This is a genomic window from Campylobacter sp. LMG 7929, from assembly GCF_024723595.1.
Taxonomy (GTDB): Bacteria; Campylobacterota; Campylobacteria; order Campylobacterales; family Campylobacteraceae; genus Campylobacter_D.
Genome location: NZ_JANQCY010000005.1, coordinates 13,951 through 39,737, shown reverse-complemented (window position 1 = coordinate 39,737; position 25,787 = coordinate 13,951). Strand labels below are relative to the sequence as shown.

The 25,787-nt window shown below is 30.6% G+C and carries 24 protein-coding genes; all 24 read left to right on the top strand.

The genetic code is table 11. The features are described from left to right. Complete coding sequence (greA, locus tag CAMP5118_RS03425) at positions 1–486, top strand: transcription elongation factor GreA (protein ID WP_039619215.1); 486 nt, start codon at positions 1–3, stop codon at positions 484–486. Positions 487–489: 3 nt separating this feature from the next. Then, on the top strand, positions 490–1,218 hold the full coding sequence (locus CAMP5118_RS03420; protein ID WP_412175508.1) for a UDP-2,3-diacylglucosamine diphosphatase: 729 nt from the start codon (positions 490–492) through the stop codon (positions 1,216–1,218). Continuing rightward, positions 1,218–2,171, top strand: coding sequence for a chemotaxis protein (locus CAMP5118_RS03415; protein WP_263663913.1), 954 nt, complete (start codon positions 1,218–1,220; stop codon positions 2,169–2,171). Before CAMP5118_RS03420 ends, CAMP5118_RS03415 begins: the two co-directional genes overlap by 1 nt. A 2-nt stretch (positions 2,172–2,173) precedes the next feature. Then, positions 2,174–4,480 (top strand): hybrid sensor histidine kinase/response regulator, encoded by a 2,307-nt coding sequence (locus tag CAMP5118_RS03410; RefSeq protein ID WP_263679482.1) that lies wholly within the window; start codon positions 2,174–2,176, stop codon positions 4,478–4,480. A 4-nt stretch (positions 4,481–4,484) separates the two neighbouring features. After that, the gene (locus tag CAMP5118_RS03405; RefSeq protein WP_039668837.1) at positions 4,485–5,003 is read left to right on the top strand and encodes a chemotaxis protein CheW; all 519 of its coding nucleotides are present in this window, start codon (positions 4,485–4,487) and stop codon (positions 5,001–5,003) included. Beyond that, the gene (gene serB, locus CAMP5118_RS03400) at positions 5,003–5,629 is read left to right on the top strand and encodes a phosphoserine phosphatase SerB (RefSeq protein WP_263679481.1); all 627 of its coding nucleotides are present in this window, start codon (positions 5,003–5,005) and stop codon (positions 5,627–5,629) included. Before CAMP5118_RS03405 ends, serB begins: the two co-directional genes overlap by 1 nt. Next, positions 5,626–6,597, top strand: coding sequence for a transaldolase (locus CAMP5118_RS03395; RefSeq protein ID WP_263679480.1), 972 nt, complete (start codon positions 5,626–5,628; stop codon positions 6,595–6,597). The genes serB and CAMP5118_RS03395 overlap by 4 nt, the downstream gene beginning before the upstream one ends. A gap of 46 nt (positions 6,598–6,643) precedes the next feature. Then, positions 6,644–7,180: a 50S ribosomal protein L25/general stress protein Ctc gene (locus tag CAMP5118_RS03390; protein ID WP_133319540.1), complete on the top strand. Its 537-nt coding sequence runs from the start codon at positions 6,644–6,646 to the stop codon at positions 7,178–7,180. Position 7,181: 1 nt separating this feature from the next. Continuing rightward, positions 7,182–7,721: an aminoacyl-tRNA hydrolase gene (gene pth / locus CAMP5118_RS03385; protein WP_337216612.1), complete on the top strand. Its 540-nt coding sequence runs from the start codon at positions 7,182–7,184 to the stop codon at positions 7,719–7,721. Positions 7,722–7,724: 3 nt separating this feature from the next. After that, the gene (locus tag CAMP5118_RS03380) at positions 7,725–8,786 is read left to right on the top strand and encodes an LptF/LptG family permease (protein WP_263679478.1); all 1,062 of its coding nucleotides are present in this window, start codon (positions 7,725–7,727) and stop codon (positions 8,784–8,786) included. Positions 8,787–8,803: 17 nt separating this feature from the next. Then, the gene (gene lysA, locus CAMP5118_RS03375; protein ID WP_337216611.1) at positions 8,804–10,009 is read left to right on the top strand and encodes a diaminopimelate decarboxylase; all 1,206 of its coding nucleotides are present in this window, start codon (positions 8,804–8,806) and stop codon (positions 10,007–10,009) included. A 1-nt stretch (position 10,010) separates the two neighbouring features. Continuing rightward, positions 10,011–10,772: an HAD-IIA family hydrolase gene (locus CAMP5118_RS03370; RefSeq protein ID WP_337216610.1), complete on the top strand. Its 762-nt coding sequence runs from the start codon at positions 10,011–10,013 to the stop codon at positions 10,770–10,772. Further along, on the top strand, positions 10,769–11,842 hold the full coding sequence (gene pheA / locus CAMP5118_RS03365; protein ID WP_070255253.1) for a prephenate dehydratase: 1,074 nt from the start codon (positions 10,769–10,771) through the stop codon (positions 11,840–11,842). Before CAMP5118_RS03370 ends, pheA begins: the two co-directional genes overlap by 4 nt. Further along, positions 11,832–12,923, top strand: coding sequence for a histidinol-phosphate transaminase (gene hisC / locus CAMP5118_RS03360; RefSeq protein ID WP_263663922.1), 1,092 nt, complete (start codon positions 11,832–11,834; stop codon positions 12,921–12,923). The genes pheA and hisC overlap by 11 nt, the downstream gene beginning before the upstream one ends. A 14-nt stretch (positions 12,924–12,937) precedes the next feature. Then, positions 12,938–14,623, top strand: a complete 1,686-nt coding sequence (fliF, locus tag CAMP5118_RS03355) for a flagellar basal-body MS-ring/collar protein FliF (protein WP_257396547.1) — start codon at positions 12,938–12,940, stop codon at positions 14,621–14,623. Continuing rightward, positions 14,623–15,651 carry a flagellar motor switch protein FliG gene (fliG, locus tag CAMP5118_RS03350; RefSeq protein WP_012662055.1) on the top strand — a complete coding sequence of 343 codons (1,029 nt, stop codon included), beginning with the start codon at positions 14,623–14,625 and terminating at the stop codon, positions 15,649–15,651. The genes fliF and fliG overlap by 1 nt, the downstream gene beginning before the upstream one ends. Positions 15,652–15,655: 4 nt before the next feature. Next, complete coding sequence (gene fliH, locus CAMP5118_RS03345; protein WP_263663924.1) at positions 15,656–16,474, top strand: flagellar assembly protein FliH; 819 nt, start codon at positions 15,656–15,658, stop codon at positions 16,472–16,474. 29 nt (positions 16,475–16,503) lie between these two features. Continuing rightward, positions 16,504–18,300, top strand: coding sequence for a 1-deoxy-D-xylulose-5-phosphate synthase (dxs, locus tag CAMP5118_RS03340; protein ID WP_442863225.1), 1,797 nt, complete (start codon positions 16,504–16,506; stop codon positions 18,298–18,300). Between the two features lie 83 nt (positions 18,301–18,383). Next, positions 18,384–18,794, top strand: coding sequence for a peroxide-responsive transcriptional repressor PerR (gene perR / locus CAMP5118_RS03335; protein WP_263663926.1), 411 nt, complete (start codon positions 18,384–18,386; stop codon positions 18,792–18,794). Further along, positions 18,772–19,977, top strand: a complete 1,206-nt coding sequence (locus CAMP5118_RS03330) for a hypothetical protein (RefSeq protein ID WP_337216608.1) — start codon at positions 18,772–18,774, stop codon at positions 19,975–19,977. The genes perR and CAMP5118_RS03330 overlap by 23 nt, the downstream gene beginning before the upstream one ends. A 7-nt stretch (positions 19,978–19,984) precedes the next feature. Continuing rightward, entirely contained in the window at positions 19,985–20,686 is a 702-nt protein-coding gene (gene ubiE, locus CAMP5118_RS03325; RefSeq protein WP_337216607.1) for a bifunctional demethylmenaquinone methyltransferase/2-methoxy-6-polyprenyl-1,4-benzoquinol methylase UbiE, read from the top strand. Continuing rightward, entirely contained in the window at positions 20,683–21,846 is a 1,164-nt protein-coding gene (gene xseA / locus CAMP5118_RS03320) for an exodeoxyribonuclease VII large subunit (protein ID WP_337215010.1), read from the top strand. The genes ubiE and xseA overlap by 4 nt, the downstream gene beginning before the upstream one ends. Before the next feature lie 12 nt (positions 21,847–21,858). Next, positions 21,859–22,935: a phosphoserine transaminase gene (gene serC / locus CAMP5118_RS03315; RefSeq protein ID WP_337216606.1), complete on the top strand. Its 1,077-nt coding sequence runs from the start codon at positions 21,859–21,861 to the stop codon at positions 22,933–22,935. Positions 22,936–22,956: 21 nt separating this feature from the next. Then, positions 22,957–25,782: an excinuclease ABC subunit UvrA gene (gene uvrA, locus CAMP5118_RS03310; RefSeq protein WP_337216605.1), complete on the top strand. Its 2,826-nt coding sequence runs from the start codon at positions 22,957–22,959 to the stop codon at positions 25,780–25,782. The last annotated feature ends 5 nt before the right edge of the window (positions 25,783–25,787 follow it).

Below are 25,787 nucleotides of genomic sequence, written 5' to 3'. Positions count from 1 at the left end.
ATGCAAAAAGAACCTATGAGTAAATATGGCTATGAGAAATTAGAAAAAGAATTAGAACATTTAAAAAAAGTTGAACGCCCAAAAGTAGTAGAAGAAATAGACATAGCAAGAAGTCATGGAGATTTAAAAGAAAATGCAGAATATCACGCAGCTAGAGAAAAACAAGCTTTTATAGAGGGAAAGATAGCTGAACTTGGGGATTTGATCTCAAGAGCACAAATCATCGATCCATCTTCTTACGAGCATGATAGTGTGAAATTTGGCTCAACTGTTGTGGTGGAAGATTTAGAAAGTGAAAAGCAAAGCACTTATACTTTAGTAGGGGTAAATGAGGGAAATTTAGAAAAAGGCTATATTTCCATTAGTTCGCCTATTGCAAAAGCAATGCTTGGTAAAAAAGAGGGTGATGATTTTAAAGTGCGTTTGCCAAAAGGCGAGAGTGAATTTGAAATCATTTCTATAGAATACAAAGCTTTGGAATTTTAATTTTTGCAAAAAATAATTATAAAAGAAAATGCTGTTTTCATTGCTGATGCACATGAAAATGAAAATAGGCGTGGTTTTTGGGATTTTTTACAAGCCTTAAAAGATAAAAAAATTCAAACTCCACAGCTTTTTTTAATGGGTGATATTTTTGATCTTTTAATTTATGAAGTAAAAGCCACGCATGATTTTGCAAAAGCTTATATAGACTTACTTGAAGAGCTTGCTGATGAGATTGAAATCATTTATTTAGAAGGTAATCACGATTTTAATTTGGCTAAATTTTTTAAAAAAGTGAAGGTTTTTAGCATAAAACAACAGCCTTTGCTTTGCGAATTTAAAGATAAAACCTTAGTAAAATTAGCCCATGGGGATATTTTTTTAAAACCTTTTTTGCAATTTTGCTTAAAAAGTTTGAGAAATCATTATTTACTACTTTTTTTAAATTTTTTAAATGTTACTAGTAAAGAAAAAATTACTCAAAAAATTTTAAAAAATCAAAATAAAAAACAACTTATTAGAAAAATTCCTCAATTTGCTACTTTAGTAAAAGAGCGTATAAAACACTACAATGTAAAATTTATAATAGAAGGACATTATCATCAAGATGTATTTTTAGAATTTGAGAATACAAAATATTTAAATTTACCTACTTTTGCATACAAGGAAAGTTTTTTTGTAGTAAAATATGAACCAGAAATCAGATTTCACAAAATAGAACTTAAGGAGGCATAATGTTTGATGAGAATGTCGTTAAAACAGGTTCAAATGAAATGGAGCTTGTTGATTTTCGCATCTTTAAGCAAGGCCAAGATAAAGTCTATGAGGGAATTTATGGTGTAAATGTTTCTAAGGTTAGAGAAATCATAAAAATTCCTTTTTTGACTGAAATTCCAGGGGTGCCTGAGTATGTTGAAGGTATTTTTGATCTTCGTGGTGTGGTGATTCCTGTGATTAATCTAGCTAAATGGATGCAAATTCAAGAGCCAGAAATGACAAATATAAAACCTAGAGTTATCATTACTGAATTTAGTAATGTATTAATCGGTTTTATCGTACATGAGGCAAAAAGAATTCGTAGAATTAATTGGAAAAATATCGAGCCAGCTAATTTTGCTACAAGTGCAGGTAGTTTGGATAAAAGCAAAATAACAGGTGTAACTAGAATCGAGGGTGATGAGGTTTTACTTATCCTAGATTTAGAAAGTATAGTGCAAGAGCTTGGAATTTATACTCCACAAACTGATATTGAAGATGATAAGATTCAAAAAATTGAGGGTATAGCTTTAGCACTTGATGATAGTTCTACTGCAAGAAAACTTGTTAAAGATTTACTTAATAAAATCGGCTTAAAAGTTGTAGAAGCAAAAGATGGGGTTGAAGGTTTACAAAAACTTCAAGAGTTATATGGGGCATATGGTGATGATTTAAATAAACATCTAAAAATCATCGTAAGTGATGTTGAAATGCCTCAAATGGATGGTTTCCACTTTGCAGCTAAAGTAAGAGAAGATGAGAGATTTAAAAATATTCCTATCGTGTTTAACTCTTCTTTATCAAATGAGTTTATGAGTGATAAAGGTGTTAAAGAAGCAGGTGGTGAGGGGTATTTGGTTAAATTTAACGCAAGTGATTTCTTTGCTGAAATTTCTCGTGTTATTAAAAAACATGAAAAAGGTGAGGAGTAAAAATGGAAGATATTCAAGAAATACTTGAGGATTTTTTAGTTGAAGCCTTTGAACTAGTTGAGCAAATTGACCATGATTTGGTTGAATTAGAAGCAAATCCTGAAGACTTAGAACTATTAAATAGAATTTTCCGTGTTGCACATACTGTTAAAGGTTCATCAAGCTTTTTAAATTTTGATATTTTAACAAAACTTACTCATCACATGGAAGATGTTTTAAATAAAGCAAGACACAATGAGCTTAAAATTACTCCTGAAGTAATGGATGTGGTTTTAGAGTCTATTGATATGATGAAAACCTTATTAAATTCTATTAGAGATAATGGAAATGATACAGCAATAGGACTTGATATAGCTCCAATTTGTACAAGATTAACCGCTATTTCAGAGGGTGAAAGTTTAGAGTCTGTTGCACCGGCTAAAGCTGAAGAGCCAAAAGAAGAAGTAAAAGAAGAGCCAAAGGCCGAAGAACCTGAAGTTGATGTAAATAAACTCAGCGATGATGAGGTTGAGGCTGAAATTGAAAGACTTTTAAAAGTAAGAAAAGCTGAAGACCAAGCAAGACGTGCTGAAAAGAAAAAAACACAAGAAGCGAATCCAGCTCCAAGTAAACCAGCTGCTCAAGCGCAAAATGCAACTGCTGAGAAAAAAGTTCCTGCAGCAGGTGGTGGAAGCAGTGGTGCAAATATGGATCAAACCATTAGGGTTGAAGTAAAAAGACTTGATCATTTGATGAACTTAATTGGTGAGCTTGTTCTTGGTAAAAACCGCTTATTAAAAATTTATGATGATGTTGAAGAAAGATATGATGGGGAAAAATTCTTAGAAGAATTAAACCAAGTAGTATCGCAACTTAGCATTGTTACTACAGATATTCAATTAGCAGTTATGAAAACAAGAATGCAGCCTATTGCAAAAGTTTTCAACAAATTCCCAAGAGTTGTACGTGATTTGGGCCGTGAACTTGGCAAGCAAATGGAGCTTGAAATTTCAGGGGAAGAAACTGAACTTGATAAGTCTATTGTGGAAGAAATTGGCGATCCTATTATGCATATGATTAGAAACTCGTGTGATCATGGTATAGAAGATCCAGCAACACGTGTGGCTAATGGTAAACCAGAAAAAGGAACCGTTAATCTTAAAGCATACAATGAAGGAAACCACATTGTAGTGGAAATTGCTGATGATGGTAAAGGGCTTGATGCGGATGCTTTAAAATCAAAAGCTATAGAGAAAAACTTAATCACAGAGCGCGAAGCTGATCAAATGAGCGATAAAGAAGCGTTTGCATTGATTTTCAAACCAGGTTTTTCAACTGCTGCTAAAATCACTAATGTTTCAGGTCGTGGTGTTGGAATGGACGTTGTTAAAACTAATATTGAAAAACTAAATGGTGTGATTGAGATTGACAGTGAACTTGGTAAAGGCACTGTGATGAAGCTTAAAATCCCACTTACTTTAGCAATTATTCAATCATTGCTTGTAGGTACACAAGAAGAGTTTTATGCTATTCCTCTTGCAAGTGTTCTTGAGACGGTTAGAGTGCCAATTGATGATATTTATACCATTGAAGGTAAAAACGTACTTCGCTTAAGAGATGAGGTTTTATCTTTAGTAAGACTTTCAGATGTATTTGGTGTAAAACAAGTGCTTGAAAATACTGATCAAACTTATGTAGTTGTTATAGGTGTAGCAGAAAGTAAGCTTGGTATTATAGTAGATACTTTAGTAGGTCAAGAAGAAATCGTTATTAAGTCTATGGGTGAATATTTACAAAACATCCAAGGTATAGCAGGAGCGACGATTCGTGGTGATGGTAGAGTTACTTTGATTATTGATGTTGCTGCTATGATGGATATAGCTAAAGAGATCAAAGTAGATATTAAAGCACAAATTGAAGCGCAAGCTAAAAAAGTTGTGAAAGAAAAACCAAGCGATTATACAGTACTTATAGTGGATGATTCTAAGATGGATAGAAATATCATGCAAAAATCGCTAGAACCACTAGGTGTGAGTATTATAGAAGCAACTAACGGCGTTGAGGCATTAAATACAATTAAATCAGGTGAGCATGATATTGATGCAGTGCTGATTGATATTGAAATGCCAAGAATGGATGGTTATACCTTAGCAGGTGAAATTAGAAAATATTCTAAATACAAAAACCTTCCACTTGTTGCGGTAACTTCAAGAACTAGTAAATCAGACCGTCTAAGAGGTGTGGAAGTAGGAATGACTGAGTATATTACTAAGCCTTACTCTCCAGAGTACTTAGAAAATGTAGTTAGAAAAAATTTAAAACTAGGATAAGAAGATGAATGATAAATTAAGCCAGGTTTTGCAAAAACAACAAGCGCAAATTGCAGAACCAGATGTGGATAAAGAAGAGGATATTATTCAGCTTGTTGGTTTTGTGGTAGGAGATGAGGAATATGCTATTCCTATTCTTAATATTCAAGAAATTATTAAACCTATAGAATATACTAGGGTTCCAAGTGTACCTGATTATGTTTTAGGTGTGTTTAATATGAGGGGTAATGTTATGCCTTTGATAGATCTTGCAAAAAGATTTAATCAAGGTAGTTCTAAAATGACACCTCAAACTAGATATATTGTTTTAAAAGGCGTAGCAAATGGAAATCAAACTCCTGCGGGTAATGCGGGTTTTGTGATAGATAGATTAACAGAGGCTATCAAAATTCACAGAAGCAGAATTGATCCGCCACCTGAAACTTTACTAAAAGAAAAAGGTATGATTTTTGGTATAGGTAAAAGAGAAGAAAATATTTTAACTATATTAAAAGCCGAAGCTTTATTAAAGCGTGAGTTTTAATGATAAAGCTTTGTGCCTTTGACTTTGACTCTACGCTAATGGATGGAGAAACCATCGACATTTTAGCACAAGAGTATAATGTCGGTGATGCTGTTAAAAGTATCACCGATAAAGCAATGAATGGTGAGCTTGATTTTTTTGAAAGCTTAAGTGCTAGAGTAGCCTTGCTTGAGGGAATGCCAGTTGATCAAGTAAGAAAGTGCTGTGAAAATTTACCTTTGATGAATGGCGCTAAAGAATTATGCGAGTATTTAAAAAATAAAAATATAAAAATTATTGTTTTTAGTGGTGGATTTCATGAGGGAATTGACTTAATACAAAATAAACTTCATTTTGATTTTGGTTTTGCTAACTTTTTGCATAGTAAAAACGGTGTTTTAACGGGAAAAGTTGGTGGAGAAATTATGTTTAACAACTCAAAAGGTATTATACTACAAAGACTTAAGAAATTTTTAAATTTAAAAACAGAAGAAATTATGTGTGTGGGCGATGGAGCTAATGATATTTCTATGTTTAAAGAATGTGGATTAAAAATAGCTTTTTGCGCCAAAGAAATTTTAAGATCTCATGCAGATATTTGTATAGATAAAAAAGATTTAAAAGAAATAATAAAGGTAATACAATGAAAAAATTTTCACTATGGTGTGATTTTATAGAAAATGAATTTTTAGATCATGAATTTTTGGATTTAATATACTCAAGAACAATCAATGGTGCTACTTCAAATCCTGCTATTTTTAAAAATGCGATTTTAAACTCAGCTATTTATAAAGAAAAAATCAAAAAATCAAATCTCAAAGATAAAAAAGCCTTATATGAGTATCTTGCGGTAGAAGATATTGCTAAGGCTGCAGATAAATTAGCTATTAATTATTATGAAAATAATGATGGTTTTATTAGTATTGAAATTGACCCGAGATTAAAAGATAATACTAGCTTATCTTTGGCTGAGGCAAAAAGATTATACACGCAAATTGCAAAAGAAAATGTGATGATGAAAATTCCTGCAACAGAAGCTTCTTATGAAGTAATGCAAGAATTAATGAAAAATGGTATTAGTGTAAATGCTACTTTGATTTTTGATTTTGAGCAAACTAAAAAATGCTTTGAAGCTTTAAATTTAGGTTTAAAAGAATTTAGAAAAAATAATATTGCAGCCAAAAAAGAGCCTCGAGCAGTTATTAGTATTTTTGTAAGCCGTTTTGATAGATTATTAAATAATCAAGTTTTAGATAAAAATTATATAGGAATTCTTACTGCAACAAAGGCTTATAATTATATCATTAAACAAAATGAAGCAAATATTAGAGCTTTATTTGCAAGTACGGGTGTTAAGGGTGATGATTTAGAAAAAGATTATTATATTAAAGAATTACTCTATGATAAAGCTATTAATACTGCACCACTAGATGCTATTAAGGCTTTTAAAGGTAAGCAAATCGTATTTAAAGAGCCTTTGAAAGATGAATGTATAGAGAAAAAATTGAATGCAAATATTTCAAAAGATGCTTTAAGTAAAGCTTGTAAAGATTTGCTTGATGATGGTTTAGAACAATTTTGCATAGCTTATGAAGATATTTTAAAATCTTTATAAACTTATTTAGCTATAATTAGCGTTTATTTTTTTAGAAAGGAAACAGATGTTAGAAGGTATCGTTAGAGAGAGTATCGGTAGAAAAGCTGCTAAAGCTTTAAAAAGAGATGGTTATCTAATCGCAAACATCTACGGAAAAGGATTAGAAAACATCAATGCTGCTTTTAAAGTAAATGAATTTATTAAAGAAGTACGCAAAAAAACTACTTTAGCTTTTGATGTAAAAGTAGCAGACAAAGTATTAAATGTTGTGGTAGTTGATTATCAAAAAGATCCTGTAACCGCAGAATTAAAACACGTAGATTTAAAAGTAGCACAAAAAGGTGTTATTTCTAAATATATGGTTCCTGTAAAAATCGTAGGAACAGCTATGGGTCTTAAAAATAAAGGTGTTTTAATCCAATCAAAAAGAAGATTAAAAGTAAAATGTGCAGCTGAAAACTTACCAAATTATTTTGAATTAGATGTAACCAAACTTGATGTTGGTGATGCACTTTTAATCCGCGATGTAGTTGTACCTGAGGGTGTAACTATGGTTGATGCTGATAGAGTAGCTGTAGTTGGCGTAGAAAAAGCAAGATAAAATGACCTTAGTCGTAGGACTTGGTAATATAGGAGAACAATACGCCCAAACCCGTCATAATGTAGGGTTTATGCTAATTGACTTAATTTTGAAAGACTTGCAAACAACAAAGCTTTCAAATGCTAAATTTAAAGGAGAGCTTTTTAAAAGCTCTTCTGCTCTTTTTTTAAAACCTTCCACTTATATGAATTTATCCGGAGAAAGCGTAAAAGCTGTTAGTGAATACTATAAATGTGATAGAATTATTGTAATCCATGATGATATAGATTTAAATTTAGGTGCTTTGAAATTTAAAATAGGTGGATCAAGTGGTGGGCATAATGGACTTAAAAGTATAGATAATCTTTGTGGTAATGCTTATGAGAGAGTACGCATAGGAGTAGGAAAAGGACAAGATGTAGTTTCTCATGTTTTGGGGAAATTTAAACAAGAAGAGCAAGAAAGCTTAACTAAGGTTTTAGAACATAGCAAAAAAGCCTTACTTGAGCTTTTAAATTCTGATATAGAAAAAATCGCTTCAAAATATTCTTTAAAAAGTTAAACGATGAGTATATTTTTTCGCTATATTTCATCTTTGTATTTAAAATCATTTTTTATTTTATTTTTTTCTTTGACTTTTTTCTTTGTAGCGATTGATTTTTTGCTAAATTTCAATAGACTGCCAAAAAGTGCAAATTTAGAGCTTTTATATATATTTTTCTTAACATGCTCAGCAGCTTCTTATATACTACCTTTAGCTATAGTCCTTGCTTTGGTTTTGTGTATTTTTAATATGATACGCTCGAATGAATTTGTTAGCTTATATGCTTTGGGTTTAAGTAAAAATCAAGTGATTTTTTATCCTTTTTTATGGGCTATGTTTTTTTGTTGTGTTTATGTAGGACTTAATTTTAGCTCCTTTGCTTATGCAGATGAATATAAAAGTAATATTCTTAAGCGTGGCGTTGTAGATAGAGAGGGTGGGGAAGTTTTGATTAAATATAATGATAAATTTATTTATATACAAAAAACAAGTTCTCAAACCCTATATAATGTAAAAATCTTTGATGTAAAAAATTTAGACATTCAAAGTATAATCCATGCAAAAACTGCTAAATTTAATGGAGATTCTTGGGATTTAAATGATGCTAAAGCTACTAATGTACCACAAAATTTGATTGTTTCAAAAGAGGGTTTAAGTATAGAAGAATTTAAAAATATTAAAGGTTTAGAAGATTTTTCTCCAAAAATTTTAGAAAGAATTTCTTTAGTAGAGAGCAATCCTTCTTATTCTATTTTAGACGCACTAGAAAGTATGGTAATTTTTGCAAAACAAAATATTTCTACTAATACACTTAGAACAAGCTTGTATTCTTTAGTTCTTACACCATTTTTTGCACCATTTTTAATGCTTATTGTGTATTATTATTTCCCTTTAACAGCAAGATTTTTTAATCTCGCACTTTTAGCTTTTGTATTTTTTGTGTGCATACTTTTGGTTTGGGGCTTGTTGTTTTTATTAACAAGATTGAGTGAAAATGAAATTTTACTTCCAGAGCTTGGTATAATGCTACCAGTATTTATTTTAATGAGTATAGGAAGTTTTTATTATTTTAAACACAAATAACTACAAGTGAGGTTTTTATGGATTATTTAAAACTAGCAAAAGAATATAACACACCATTTTATATTTATGATTTTGATAAAATCAAAGAACGCTTTACAATGTTAAAAGATGCTTTTAAAGCAAGAAAGTCACAAATTTTTTATGCAGTTAAAGCAAATTCTAATTTAAGTGTTTTAAAACTTTTAGCTTCTTTGGATAGTGGGTTTGATTGTGTTAGTGCGGGTGAGATTTATAGAGCTTTAAAAGCAGGAGCTAAAAATTATAAAATTATTTTTAGTGGGGTAGGTAAAAGTGCTGATGAGTTAAAATATGCTTTAGAGCAAAACATACTTTATGTAAATTTAGAAAGCTATGAAGAAATGCTTCTTTTAGAACAAATTGCTAAAGAAAATCAAAAGATAGCTCGTATAAGCATAAGAGTAAATCCAAATGTAGATGCTAAAACACATCCTTATATTTCTACAGGTTTGCATGAAAATAAATTTGGCGTAGATATAGAAAGTGCTAAAAAAATGTATCTTTATGCTAAAAACTCACAATTTTTAGAGCCAGTTGGTGTGCATTTTCACATAGGCTCGCAAATTCTTGATATAAGCAGTATTCATGAAGCTTCTATGATTGTTGCAAAATTAGTAAAAGAACTTTTGGCTTTAAAAATTAATATTAAATTCTTTGATATAGGTGGGGGTTTAGGGGTTTGTTATAAAGATGAGCAAGAACCAAATTTATATGATTATGCTCAAGGAATTTTAGCAAGTTTACAAGGTCTTGATGTGTGTATAGGTATGGAACCTGGTAGATTTTTAGTGGCAAATGCAGGTGAGTTTGTTACTAAAGTTTTATATGAAAAATTTAATGATAAAAAGCGTTTTGTGATTGTTGATGGGGCGATGAATGATTTATTACGTCCAAGTTTATATAGTGCTTATCATGAAATTAAGCTTTTGGGTGAAAATAAAGAAGAGAGCCTTTGTGATATTGTTGGTGGGGTTTGTGAGAGTGGAGATTTTTTAGCTAAAGATAGAAAACTAGCTAAGACAAAAGCAGGAGATTTGATCATAGTTAAAAGCGCAGGTGCGTATGGTTTTAGCATGAGTAGTAATTATAATACTCGCAATAGAGTATGTGAGCTAGCTTGTGAAAACGGTACAGTAAGAATGATTAGAAAAAGAGAAAGTTATGAGGATCAAATTGCTTTAGAGCTTGATTTTTTAAAGGATTGAAATGTTATTTTTAGATGTACAAGGGACTTTGATTTCAGATCATGATAAAAGTCCTATAGATGGTGCTTTAGAACTCATTAAATCTTTAAATAAAGAAAAAATTCCTTATGTGATTATTACCAATAATACCAAAAAATTAGATTTTTTAAATTATTTGCAAAATTTGGGTTTTGAAATTAATGAAAAAGTTTATATTGATCCTTTTTGTGTTTTAAAAGATCATTTAAAACCTTGTAAAATAGCAGCTTTTGGAGCAAAAGAATTTTTAGATTCACTTCAAGAGTTAGGTTATGAGCTTGATTATAAAAACCCAAAAGCATTTTTACTAGCAAGTTATGATGATTTTAAATTTCAAGATTTTGCTAGTATGATAGAGTATCTTAAAAATGGTGTGCAAGCTATAGCAATGCATGAAAGTAGTATTTATAAGAAAAACTCAAGGCTTTATCCAGGTGTTGGAAGTATTATGTCTATGCTTAAAAATGCATGCGAGTTTGATTATAAGGTGATAGGAAAACCTAGTAAGGCTTTTTATGCAAGTGCTTTAAATTTATTAAAACAACAAGATTGTAATGTGAGTTTTGAAAAGACTTTAATCATTAGTGATGATTTTAAAGGTGATTTGCTTGGTGCTTATGAGCTTGGCATGCAAACAGGCTTAGTTTTAAGCGGTAAAATTTCTAACACTCAAGGTCTTGATACAACTAAACTTAATTTTGTATATGATAGTATTAAGGATTACTACATATCGAGGTTTAAATGAAAGAGATAGAAAAATTACGCAATAAAATCGATACTATCGATGATAAAATTTTGGCTTTACTTAATGAAAGAATGCTTCATGTTAAAGATATAGGAGTTATTAAGCAAAATTTAGGTGGAAGTATTTATAGACCTGAGCGCGAAAGAGCTATTATAAATAGACTTAAAAATTATAATCATGGTTTATTAGATCAAAATGCAATCGAAGCAATTTATCAAGAAATTTTTGCTGTATCAAGAAATTTAGAAATGCCCCAAAGCATAGCTTATTTAGGACCTGAGGGAAGCTATACGCATCAAGTAGCAAGAACGCGTTTTGGTGCTATGAGTCGTTATACTCCACTTGCAAATATAGAAGATGTTTTTAAAGAATTAGCTCACAAAGAAGCAAAATATGGAGTAGTACCTATAGAAAATAATACAGCAGGTGCAGTGGGTGTGACGCTTGATTGTCTTGGAAAATATGAAGATGTAAAGATTTTTGCTGAAATTTATATGGACATTCATCATTCTTTTGTAAGTATGAGTGAAAATTTAAAAGATATTAAACGCATATATTCTCATCCACAAGGTTATAATCAATGTAGAAATTTTTTAGAAAGTCATGATTTAAGCGAAGTGGAATTTGTAGCAAGTAAATCCACAGCTCATGCAGCTTACTTAGCTTCGCAAGATGTTACTTCAGCTGCGATTTGCTCTAAAATTGCAGCAAAACTTTATAATGTGCCTATATTATTTGAAACGATTGAGGATAATTTGGCAAATCGCACTAGGTTTTTGATTTTAAGTGATATAAAAATACCTCAAATGCCTCATTGTAAAACTTCTATTTTAGCACTTGCTGCACATAAACCAGGTGGGCTTAGTGATTTATTATATGAGTTTAAAAAAGAGGGGATAAATTTAACAAAACTTGAATCACGCCCTATAAAAACAAGAGAATTTGTACATAGTTTTTATATAGATTTTGAAGGACATATTGATGATGAAAATGTCCAAAGAGTATTAAAAAAAGCTGAGCATATAAAATGGCTTGGATCGTATTTATCAGGAGAAAGTAATGAAATTTAATCCTTTTTTAGAAGCTATTAAAACTTATGAAAGTGGCAAGGATATGGATTTAATTGCTAAAGAATATGGTTTAAAAGAAGTTATTAAACTAGCGAGTAATGAAAATCCTTATGGTACAAGCAAAAAAGCTAAAGAAGCCATTATAAATAATGCACATTTAGCTCATTTGTATCCTGATGATACTATGAGTGAATTAAAACAAGCTTTAGCACAAAAATATGATATCTTAAAAGAAAATCTCATCATAGGTAGTGGGAGTGATCAAATCATAGAATATATAGTGCATGCAAAACTTGATCATTCTAAGGCTTATTTGCAATGCGGGGTTAGCTTTGCTATGTATGAAATTTATGCAAAACAACTAGGAGTTAAGGTTTATAAAACCCCAAGCTTAACCCATGATTTAAATGAGTTGTATGAGTTATATCAAAAGCATAAAAATGAAATCAAAGTAATTTTTTTATGCTTGCCAAATAATCCTTTGGGTGAGTGTTTAGACGCAAGTGAGGTTTTTGAGTTTTTAGAAAAAATTGATGAGGATTGTTTGGTAGCCATTGATGGAGCTTATAATGAATTTGCTTCATTTAAAGATAGTAAAAAGCATATTAATCCTAAAGAATTAATCCATAAATTTCAAAATGCAGTATATCTAGGAACCTTTTCTAAGCTTTATGGTTTGGGTGGTATGAGAGTGGGTTATGGTATAGCTTGCAAGGAAATTATTAATGCGTTTTATAAATTAAGAGCACCTTTTAATGTGACTAATTTGAGTTTAAAAGCTGCTGTTGCTGTGTTAGATGATGATGAGTTTGTGCAAAAAACTTTGGAAAATAATTTTTCACAAATGAAACTTTATGAAGATTTTGCTAAAAATTATAAAATTCGATACATTCCAAGCTATACAAATTTTATTACTTATTTTTTTGATGAAAAAAATAGCACAGATTTATCTGAAAAATTGCTTAAAAACGGTATAATAATAAGAAATTTACAAAGTTATGGTTTAAATGCTGTGCGTATAAGTATAGGTACAGAGTATGAAAATTCAAGGTTTTTTGAAGAGTTTTCTAAAAATTTTTAGTTTGTAGGAAATAAATGGATTATAAAACTATACTGCACCAAGTAGGTCAGCTTTATCAAAATTTAAGTTTAAGACAGCGTATTATCATTGCTGCTTCTATTGTTGTTGTAGTTGGATTTTTAGTATTTTTAACCCTTTTTAGAAGTGGTTCTACAGTAGCTAGTGAGGCTGGATATTCAGTATTGTTTGAAAATGCTAATACTAGTGATTCAGCGATGATAGTAACGCAACTTGAAAAAAGCGGGGTTCCTTATATTTTGCGTGATGAGGGAACTATTTTAGTACCTAATGAACAAGTGTATAAACAGCGTTTGGCTATTGCTTCTGCAGGGTTATTGCCAAAAGATAATAAAGTAGGTTTTGAGCTTTTTGATAAACAAGAATTTGGCGCAACAGAAGCTGAGCAAAAGGTAAAATACCAAAGAGCATTAGAAGGTGAACTTGCTAGAACAATTGAAAGTTTAGAGCCTATTCATAGCGCCACAGTGCATATTGCTTTTGCTAAAGATACACTTTTTACTCAACAACAAGTCCCACCAACTGCTTCAGTAGCTTTGACGATAAAAGAAGGCTTAAAGCTTAATAAAAAGCAAATTATGGGGATTAAAAACTTAATTGCTTCTTCAGTGACAAAACTTACCCCTGAAAATGTAAAAATCATGGATCAAAAAGGTATTCCTTTAGATGATGAGGGTGCTTTTGAGAGTGATTTAATCGCTGCTCAAATTAAATATAAAAGAGATCAAGAATATGAATTAGAGCAAAAAATTGTTGCTTCTATTGCTCCATTTGCGGGTGGTTATGATAGAGTAGTGGCAAAGGTTAGTATTGATTATGATTTTTCTAAAGAAGAATCACAAAGTGAAGTATATGATCCAAACACAGTCGTGCGTAGTGAGCAAACTTTAGAAGAACATAGAGAAGGCTATAAAGATAAAGAAATTCAAGGTGTGCCAGGTGCTGTTTCAAATATAGGTCCTGTAGAAGGTTTAGATGATAAAGGTGCACGCGAGGTTTATACTAAAAACCAAACTACAACTAATAATGAAATTTCTAAAAAAATTACCAATACCACTAAGCAATTTGCAACCGTTAAAAGAATTTCTGCGGCCGTTGTAGTAGATGGAAAATACAAAGTAATTACTGATGATCAGGGAAATATCACAAACGAATACATTCCTTTGAGCGATAAGGAAATTCAAGCTATTGAAAATCTCACTAAAGGCGCTATAGGTTTTAATCTTGCTAGAGGTGATGCGGTTGAAGTAAATAATTTGGAATTTCATAGAACAGCTAAAGTTGAAAATAAGGTTCAAACTTTCTATTCAAGATTTGTTGAGCCATTTATCCCACCTGTTAAGTATGTCTTTGCTGCGATTTTACTTTTCATCTTTTATAAAAAAGTTATTGTGCCATTTTCACAAAAAATGCTTGCAGATATTAAGCTTGAAGAAGAGATGGAAGGAAAAGACGGGCAAATCATTGACGAGGCTGAAGATGCTATTGAAAAATTCAACGCAGCACGTAAGAAAGTTGAAGAACAACTTGGCTTTGGGGATAATTTTGATGAAGATGCGCTTCAATATGATGTCTTGCTCGAAAAATTAAGAGCAGTGGCTAATGAAAAAGGTGAAGAAGTGGCATTATTGTTACAAAAACTTGTTGAAAATGAAGCTGAATTTGGTGAGAAGGATATCTGATGATAAAGCTTAGTGAAGAACAAAAAATGGTCTATGATGACCTTTCTATGCCAGAAAAGGTCGCAATTTTTTTAATTCAACTTGGAGAAGATGTAACGACAGTTTTATTTTCTCATATGGATATTAATGTCATCACTGAAATTTCTCGCTATATCGCTTTAGCAAAAAATGTTGACAAACCAGTTGCTACTGCAGTTTTAGAAGAATTTTATACTTTATTACAATCAAACCAATATCTAAAAAGTGGCGGTTTGGAATATGCAAAAGAAATTTTATTTAGAACTTTTGGTCCTGAAATTGCCAATAAAATTTTGGAAAAACTTACCAAAAGTATGGAAAATAACCAAAATTTTGCTTATCTTTCTCAAATCAAACCACAACAGCTTGCTGACTTTATCATTAAAGAGCACCCTCAAACTATAGCTTTGATTTTAGCTCATATGGATACTACTCAAGCTGCTGAAACTTTGGAGTATTTTAGTGATGAATTAAGAGCTGAGGTTGTAATAAGAATGGCAAATCTTGGGGATATTTCACCTTCAATTATCAAAAGAGTATCTGCTGTGCTTGAAAGTAAACTTGAAAGTCTTACTTCTTATAAAGTTGAAGTGGGTGGTCCAAGAGCGGTTGCTGAAGTGCTTAATCGCTTGGGTCAAAAAGCATCCAAAACAACACTTTCTTATATTGAGCAAAGTGATGAAAAACTTGCTACAACCATTAAAGATTTAATGTTTACTTTTGATGATATTTCTCAGCTTAGTACTAATGCGATTAGAGAAGTTTTAAAAGCTGCTGATAAACGTGATTTGATGATAGGTTTAAAGGGTGCAAGTGAGGATTTAAAACAAAAATTTATGGCAAATATGTCAACGCGTGCTGCTGAAGCTTTTGTAGAAGAAATGGGCTTTTTGGGTGCTGTACGTGTAAAAGATGTTGAAGAGGCTCAAAGAAAAGTTGTAGAAGTGGTGCAAAAACTTGCAGAACAAGGTCTTATCCAAGTGGGTGAGGCCGATGAGATGATAGAGTAAGATTATGGCTAAATTAACTAATGTAATTTCACCTGAAAACATTTCTGCTCATGTAGTTGAGGGATATCATTTTAAAGTTATGAGTGAAATGTCTTCTAATGAAGAGCAAAAACAAGAAGAAACTCAAACTATAAATCAAACTCCTCTGGCTCAAAATGCTACTCAGCAAGCAGTGGAAAATCAAACAGTAGAAACTACCCCACAAGTCCCACAACCACAAATCCAACCTGATTTTGTAGAAGATTTGCTTAAAAAAACTGATGAAATGTCAGGAAATATTATTAAATTACAAATGCAAATAGAAAGCCAAGAGGCTGAATTTAATAATCGCTTAAATACAGAATTAGAACATGCAAAAGAAAAATTTACCAAAGAAGGTTATGAGCAAGCTCAAAAAAATTTTGAAAGTGAATTAGAAGCTTTAAAAGAAAAATACTTAAAAAGTGTAGAAAAACTTGAAAATACAGTGCAAAATTTAAATGAGTTTTTATCTAAAAATGAAAAAGAATTAGCCGATACAGCTGTAATCATCGCAAAAGAAGTGATTGCAAAAGAACTTGAGGAAAATTCCTCACTTATAGCATTAAATTTAGCAAAAGAGCTTATGAATGAGCTTAAAAATGCTACTAAAATAGAATTAAAACTTAGCCCTGATGATTTTGAATATGTAAAATCACATTTAGAACAAGAGCAAAGTAATATCAAATTTAGCCTTGATGATGCGATTAATAAGGGGAGTATTTTAATATTAAGTGATGCAGGCAATATAGAATCAAACCTTAATAATCGTTTGCAAAAAATCAAAAATATGGTTAATGAATGATAGACTTAAATAACTTAAATATTAAAAATATGCAAATTAAAGAGTTAGAAAATTTAGTTAACAATTTGCGTGAAGTTATTATAGACACAGTGAGTAAAAATGGTGGACATTTAAGTTCAAATTTAGGTGTAGTTGAGCTTAGTATAGCTATGCATTATGTTTTTGATGTAAAAAAAGATCCTTTTATTTTTGATGTTTCACACCAATCTTATCCACACAAGCTTTTAAGTGGCAAAATAAATAATTTTCATACTCTAAGACAGTTTAATGGTTTAAGTGGTTATACAAAGCCTGATGAGGGAGATTATTTTGTAGCAGGACATTCAAGCACTTCTATATCTTTAGCAGTTGGAGCTTGCAAGGCTATAAGATTAAAAAATGAAGATCGTTTGCCTGTTGTATTAATAGGTGATGGAGCGCTAAGTGCGGGTATGGCTTATGAAGCTTTAAATGAGCTTGGCGATAGAGAATACCCTTGTGTGATCATTTTAAATGATAATGAAATGAGTATTTCAAGGCCAATTGGAGCTATTTCAAAATACCTTTCTCAGGCAATGGCAACGCAGTTTTATCAAAAATTTAAAAAACGCATAGAAAATCTTTTAGAGTACTTTCCTCAAGGCGCTTCTTATATGGCAAAGCGTTTTGAAGAGGGCTTAAGACTTATCACACCTGGACTTTTGTTTGAAGAATTAGGGCTTGAGTATATTGGTCCCATTGATGGACATAATTTAAATGAGGTTATTAATGCGCTCAATCAAGCAAAAGCTATGAAAAAACCTTGCGTTGTGCATGCGCAAACTATCAAAGGTAAAGGTTATGCATTGGCCGAGGGAAAAAATGCTAAATGGCATGGAGTAGGTGCTTTTGATAGAAGTAGCGGGGAGAGTTTAAAGGCAAATATAAGTAAAAAAAGCGCCACAGAAATTTTTTCAAATACCCTATTAAATTTAGCTCAAAAATACGAGAATATAGTGGGTGTAACTGCTGCTATGCCAAGTGGTACTGGACTTGATAAATTAATAGAGAAATATCCTGAACGTTTTTGGGATGTCGCAATTGCAGAACAACATGCAGTTACTTCTATGGCGGCTATGGCAAAAGAAGGTTTTAAACCTTTTATAGCAATTTATAGTACTTTTATGCAAAGAGCTTATGATCAAGTAATTCATGATTGTGCTATTATGAATTTAAATGTAGTTATAGCTATGGATAGAGCAGGAATTGTAGGAGAAGATGGAGAAACTCATCAGGGTGTTTTTGATATTAGCTTTTTAAGTGCTATACCAAATATTACTCTAGCAGCTCCAAGAGATGAGGCTATGATGGAAAATATTATGGAATATGCATATTTTCATCAAGGCGTTTTTGCTTTTCGCTATCCTAGGGGTAATTTTTTATTAAATGATGATTTTAATCCATGTGAGATAAAACTTGCTAAAGCTCAAATTTTATCTAAAGTACAAAGCGATAAAGTATTTTTAGGTTTTGGTCAAGGTGTGGCTAAGGCAAAATTAGCTTTAGATAAACTTGGATTAGATTATGCGAGCTTAATAGATTTGATTTTTGCAAAGCCTTTAGATGAAGAGCTTTTAAAAGAGTTGGCAAAAGATACAAAAACTTGGTTTGTTTTTTCAGATAGTGCTAAAATAGGTGGAGTGGGAAGTTTGATTGCAAATTTTTTACAAAAAGAAAATCTTTATCATATAAAACTAGCAAGTTTTGAATTTGAAGATCAATTTATAGCCCATGGCAAAACAAGTGAAGTGGAAAAATTTTTAGAGCTTGATATTGATTCATTGTGTCAAAAAATTAAAATTTATTAAAAGATAAAAAATATCTTTTAATATAATCATTTTTTTATAAAAAAAGAGTTATACTATAAGTAAAAATATTTGGAGAATAGACTATGGAACTTATTCAAATGCTTAAAAACTGTGATTTAAAAGCTACTCCACAAAGACTTTGTATTTTAAAAATTTTAAAACGCCACGAGCATCCTAATATAGAATCTTTGTATGAAAGTATTAAAGAAGAATATCCTTCTATCTCATTAGCTACGGTATATAAAAATTTAAATACCTTAAAAGAACAAGGTTTGGTAGTAGAAATTAATACTCCAAATCAAAAAACTTGTTATGACATTTATGAATATCCACATATTCATGTAATTTGTAGTAAATGCAATCACATAGAAGATGTGCGCTATGAAGATAGTGGGATTAATAAATACCAAGAAGATCTTGAGAAAAAGATTGGTAATATTATTGACTATCTTGGCGTGTTTGCTTATGTGAATGGTTGTAAATTTTGCAAGTAAAATGATTTGTGAAGTACAAAGACGCTTTTTAATTGAAAACGATGATTTTATCAAAATTTTAAAAGAAGAAAAACTTGCTTATTCTAAGGATAAAATACGTGTATTTTTTACACGTATAAATCCTTTTTGTGATATCAAATATAAAAAAATCAATCAAGATTATTATCAATTTACATTTTATAAATTACATGATATTTTAGATAAAAAAACTCATAAAATATCTAAAAAAGAATTTAAACATCAAAGTAAAAATGCTATAACCAATATAATAAAAAAAACAAGAATTAGTTTTGAGATTGATAATACCCAATTTTTCCTTTATAATTTTAAAAACAATTTAAAAAATTTGGTCATTTTAAAAGTGATTTTTTCCACCGTTGAAGAAGCAAAGCGGTTTGATTTACCTCATTTTTTAAAAAATTATAAAGAAATTACAGATGATGAGAATTTTTATAGTAAAAATTTAGCATTATATGGGGATCTTTCTAAAGTTTTTGATAGTGCTAGATGTATTAAAATTTTAGATAAACAAAAAGATATTAACTTGCATTTTCCAAATCAAATTCAAAGTTTTTCAGCTGGTAAAATTTTACTTTTTGTTCTTTTAAAAAACTTAAAAAATGACAGATTAAATTTTTTAAAAAATTCAAGTGAAAAAAACTTGGAACAATGTTTTATAAGCCTTAAGCAAATTTGTTTTTGTTTTGATGTTTTTGATACTCTTTTTGAAAAAAATATTCAAAATAAGCTAAAACAACAATTTTCATTTTTGATAAATCAAATTAATATGAAAAAATACCATGAGTTTGAATTAGAAAAATATATTTTTATTTCAAGCGATGAAAAAATTAATGATATTTTTCTTGATATGGATTTTATTTTAAAAAATGATTATGAATTTTATCAAGGAAAAAATCAAATTTTAAAGTCTTTAATAGCTTTTAAACTAAGAAAAGAATTAGTTTTTTTAAAGAAAAAAATTGTAAAATCTCAAACAAATCTTGAAGAAGAATTAGAAAAAATAAAATTTTTATTATGCTATTTTGCAACTATGTTTGAAGAAAAAAGCATTAAAAAGTTGAAAAATTATTTTAAATATAATCATTTAGACCAAAATTCTTATGATGAAAATATAATAAAACAAATTGAAAAAAGCATCAAAAAATTAAAAATATATAGTTAGGAAAAACATGCAAAAACAAGAAAAAATAGTTAAAATGTTTGATGATATAGCACCAACTTATGATAAGGCTAATAGAATTTTAAGTTTTGGAAGTGATGTGAGTTGGAGAAAAAAAGCTTGTTTGGATGTTTTTAAATTTTCTAATAATGAATTTGATATTATCGATGTAGCTTGTGGTACGGGCGATATGATTATAGAATGGCAAAATCAAGCCTTAAGAGCAAATAAAAATATCATTAGTATAAAAGGGGTTGATCCAAGTGCGGGCATGCTTGAAGTGGCTAGGAAAAAAATTCCTGATGCGACTTTTGTACAAGCAAAAGCACAAGAACTTCCACTCGAAAATGAAAGTGCAGACATCATAAGTATAAGTTATGGCATACGCAATGTGGTAGATAGGAAAGAAGCTATAAAAGAATTTGCAAGAGTGTTAAAAAAGGATGGGATTTTACTTGTGCTTGAATTTACCAAAAGAGAGCAGGGTGGTTTTATAGCTGCTTGTAGAGATTTTTACTTAAAAAATATTTTGCCAAAAGTGGGTGGATTTATTAGTAAAAATTATAGTGCTTATGAGTATTTGCCAAATTCTATAGAAGATTTTTTAAGCAAAGAAGAATTTATTAAAGAATTGAGTGTGCACTTTGAAATGCTAGAGTACAAAAACTTTAGCTTTGGTGTTTGCTCTATGTTTATTGCAAGAAAAAAATGAAAGTTTCAGAACTTAATTTAAAGGCTAAAAGTTTATTAGAATTTCATCTTGATGATATAGAGCTTAGTGGAGAAATTTCTAAAATTACCATTCATAGTTCAGGACATTGGTATTTTGATTTAAAAGATGAAAAATCAAGCATAGCTTGCGTGATGTTTAAAGGCTTTAATCAATTTGTTCAAGCTAAACCTAAGGTTGGCGATATGCTTGATCTAAGAGGTTATGTGAGTTTGTATGAAGCAAGTGGTAGGTATCAATTTATCGCTAAAAGTATGCAAAAAACAAGCCTTGGGGATTTAGAAGCTAAATTTTTAGCCCTAAAAGAAAAGCTTGAAAAAGAAGGTTTGTTTGATACAAATGCTAAAAAAAGCATTGTTAAATTTCCTAAAAAAATAGGCATAATCACTTCTTTTACTTCAGCTGCTTTGCAAGATATGTTAAAGTTAATTTCACAAAAAGAATACAATCTTTGCAAAATAACTATTTTTAATGCCCTCACTCAAGGACAAAGCGCTCCAAATTCTTTGATAAATGCTTTAAAAAAAGCTGATGAGTTTAATTTAGATGCGATTATTTTAGCAAGAGGTGGTGGAAGCAGAGAAGATTTGTTTTGTTTTAATGATGAAGAACTTGCAAGATGTATTTTTTCTTTAAAAACGCCTATTGTTTCTGCTATTGGACATGAGATTGATTATGTTATTAGTGACTTTGTAGCAGATTTAAGAGCACCAACTCCAAGTGCGGCTATTGATATGATTTTTCCAAATAAACTCAGCTTAGAACAAGGACTTGATGAGCTTGCTATGCGTTTTAAAAACCAAATGTTAAATCATCTTAAGTTTTATCAAAATAAAATCGATCATTTACAAAATTTAGCCAAAGCGAAATCTTTAGAAAATGCTTTTTTTCTTAGAAAACAAAAGCTTGATTTTTTACAAAGTCAACTAAAGAGCGTTTTAAATTTAAAATTATTAAATTATGAAAACAAACTTAATAATTTTGAAGAGCTTTTAACTCAGCATAAAAATTTCTTTGATAAAAGTAAAAATTTGATAAATTTACAAAAAGATGGCAAAAATATCTCTCTTGAAAAACTAAAAAAAGGAGATATTATAAAACTTTGCTCAATAAATGAGAGTAAAGAAGCCCAAATACTATAAAAAGGAGACAAAATGAGAGTAATGAATTTTAGTGCAGGTCCTTCAAATCTGCCTGATGAGGTTTTAAAAGAAGCACAGGAGCATTTGTTTGATTATCATGGTAAAGGCTTTTCTATTATGGAAGTTTCTCATCGTGGAAAGGTTTTTGAAGAAGTGCATTTTGAAGCTATTAAAATAGCAAAAGATCTTTATGGTGTAAATGATGATTATGAAGTGCTTTTAATGCAAGGTGGAGCTAGTTTGCAATTTGCTATGATACCTATGAATTTATATATGGGTGGAGTTTGTGAATTTGCCAATACTGGTGTTTGGACTAAAAAAGCTATTAAAGAGGCTGAAATTTTAGGAGTAAATACAAAAATAGTAGCAAGTAGCCAAGAAAGTGAGTTTGATCATATCCCACAATTTGAATTTAGTGATAATGCAGATTATGCTTATATATGCTCTAACAATACCATTTATGGAACCCAATATAAAAACTATCCAAAAACTAAAAGCCCTTTGATAATTGATGCTTCTAGTGATTTTTTCTCTAAAAAGATAGATTTTTCTAATGTTGCTATGCTTTTTGGTGGAGTGCAAAAAAATGCGGGAATTTCAGGACTTGCTTGTGCATTTATCCGCAAAGATATGATAGAGCGTAGTAAAAACAAAAATATACCTAGTATGTTAAAATACAGTGTTTATGCTGAAAATAATTCTTTATTTAATACTCCAGCAACCTTTGCTATATATATGTTTAATCTTGAAATGAAATGGCTTTTAAATCAAGGCGGCTTAGATAAAATCAATGAGCAAAACATACAAAAGGCTAAAATTTTATACGATGTGATTGATGAGAGTAATGGTTTTTATAAAGGTCATGCTAAAAAAGAGGATAGATCATTAATGAATGTTAGTTTTAACATAGCTCATGATAAAAATTTAGAACCAGTTTTTGTAAAAGAAGCTGAAGAAAATGGTATGATAGGTCTTAAAGGGCATAAAATTTTAGGTGGAATTCGCGCTAGTATTTATAATTCTATCAGCATTGAAAAGGTGCAAAAGTTAAGTGAATTTATGAAAGATTTTGCTAAAAAACATGCTTGATTAGGTAAAAAGAGGATTTTTATGAATAATGACAAAATAAATATCATTGGTGCTAAAGAGAATAACCTTAAAAATATCAACCTAGAAATTCCTAAAAATAAACTCATAGTTTTTACAGGACTTAGTGGAAGTGGTAAATCCACTTTAGCTTTTGGTACGCTTTATGCAGAAGGACAACGTCGCTATATTGAAAGTTTAAGTGCTTATGCAAGGCAGTTTTTAGATAAAGTGGGTAAGCCAAATGTTGATAAAATAGAAGGTTTAACTCCTGCTATTGCTATTGATCAAAAAACAACTTCTAAAAATCCTAGATCAACTGTTGGGACTATTACTGAAATTTATGATTATCTAAGACTTTTATACGCAAGGATTGGCTCACAACATTGTCATCAATGTGGCCAAAAAATCTCATCTATGAGTGCAGCAGATATCGTAGGTGAAATCTTAAAGCTTCCAAAAGGAGCTAAAATCATCATTTATGCGCCGTTGATTAAAGAAAAAAAAGGAACTTTTGCAGATCTTTTGGAAAATTTAGTCGCAAAAGGCTATGTTAGAGCACAAATTGATGGGGTTTTAACGCGTCTTGATGAGGATATTGAGCTTGCTAAAACCAAAAAACATACAATAAAACTTGTAATAGATAGACTCCAAGTACAAGATGATATGCTAGCAAGACTTGCAAGCGATATAGAAAAAGGTCTTAGCGAGAGCTTTGGTGAAGTGGAAATTGAAGTTTTAAATAATGAAGAATTAAACATAGCAAAACATTTTCATTATAGTGAACATAATGCTTGTTTTGATTGTAAAATTTCTTTTCCTTTGCTTGAGCCTTTGAGTTTTTCTTTTAATTCTCCAAAAGGTGCTTGTCCAAGTTGTGATGGTCTTGGTATAAGATATACGCTAGATATGAAAAAACTTATCAATGAAGAATTAAGCTTAGAAGCAGGAGCTATAAAGCTTTTATATGGGTTTAATAAAAGTTATTATTATAAGTTTTTAATGGCCTTTTGTGAACAAAATGATATCAGGGTAAAAATTCCATATAATGAGTTAAGTGAAGAAGAAAAGCGTCTAGTGCTTTATGGCAATGCCAAGGAAATTAATTTTTTATGGAAAAGACATCGCTTAAGTCGTAAATTTGAAGGTGCGGTTAAATATGCCTATGAAATGCTAAAAGATGAAAAAGATTTAAGCGAGTATATGAGCGAAAAAACTTGCAAAGATTGCAATGGCCATCGTTTAAGAGCTGAGAGTTTAGCTGTAAAAGTAGCTGAGAAAAATTTGGGTGAAATTTTAGATATGAGCATAGAAAATACCACTGCATTTTTTTCAAAAGAAGCTAATTTTGCGTATTTAAGTGAGCAAGAAAGATTGATAGCTAAGCCTATTTTTAAAGAAATTAATGAAAGATTGTTTTTTCTTTATGATGTAGGACTTGGGTATTTATCTTTAGGGCGTGATGCAAGAACCATTAGCGGGGGTGAGGCTCAAAGAATTCGTATAGCATCTCAAATTGGTAGTGGTTTAAGTGGAGTGATGTATGTTTTAGACGAGCCTAGCATTGGTTTACATGAGCGAGATACGGCAAAACTCATTAAAACTTTAAGAAATCTTCAGCAAAAGGGTAATACTTTAATCGTGGTTGAGCATGATAAAATGACTATAGAAGAGGCAGATTTTATCGTAGATATTGGTCCAAATGCTGGTAAATTTGGTGGTGAGGTTGTATTTAGTGGAACTTATAAAGAATTATTAAAAAGCAAAAGCCAAACCGCCCTTTATATGAGCGGTAAAAAGCAAATTGCCCATCAAAAAAATAGAGAACAAAAAGATTTTATTAGTTTAAAAGATGTGAGTATTAATAATATTCAAAATCTAAGCGTAGATTTTCCACTACGCAATCTTGTAGCAATTACAGGCGTTTCAGGAAGTGGTAAAAGCTCATTGATTTTACAAACTTTGCTTCCATTTGCAAAAGAAGAGCTTAACCGTGCTAAAAAAGTTAAAAAACTAAGTGGGGCTAAAATAGAAGGTTTAGAAAAACTTGATAAGGTGATTTATCTTGATCAAAGTCCTATAGGAAGAACCCCGCGTTCAAATCCTGCTACTTATACAGGTGCTATGGATGAAATTCGTAATCTTTTTGCAGCTACCAAAGAAGCTAAAATGCGAGGTTATAAAGCAGGGCGTTTTTCTTTTAATGTTAAAGGTGGAAGATGTGAAAAGTGTAGTGGAGATGGTGAAATTAAAATAGAAATGCACTTTTTGCCTGATGTGATGGTAACTTGTGATGTTTGTAATGGCAAAAGATATAATGATGCAACTTTAGAGATCAAATATAAAGGTAAAAGCATAGCTGATGTTTTAAATATGAGTATTATTGAAGCAAGTGAGTTTTTTACTTCTGTGCCAAAGATAAAGCAAAAACTTGATACTTTGGTAAAAGTTGGGCTTGATTATCTTACCTTAGGACAAAATGCAACTACTTTAAGTGGCGGAGAGGCTCAGCGTATTAAGCTAGCCAAAGAATTAAGCAGAAGCGATACAGGAAAAACTCTTTATATTTTAGATGAACCTACAACAGGACTTCATTTTGAAGATGTTAATAAGCTTATTTTAGTTTTGCAACATTTAGTCGATCTTGGAAATAGTGTGTTTGTGATAGAGCATAATTTAGATGTGATTAAAAATGCTGATTATATCATCGATATGGGACCTGAAGGTGGAGTTAAAGGTGGTAAGGTTATAGCTAAAGGTAGCGTGGAAGAGCTTGCAAAAAATCATGAAAAAAGTGGTTCTTATACGGGGTATTATCTAAATTTAGAGTTAAAAAACACAAAAAAATAAATTGG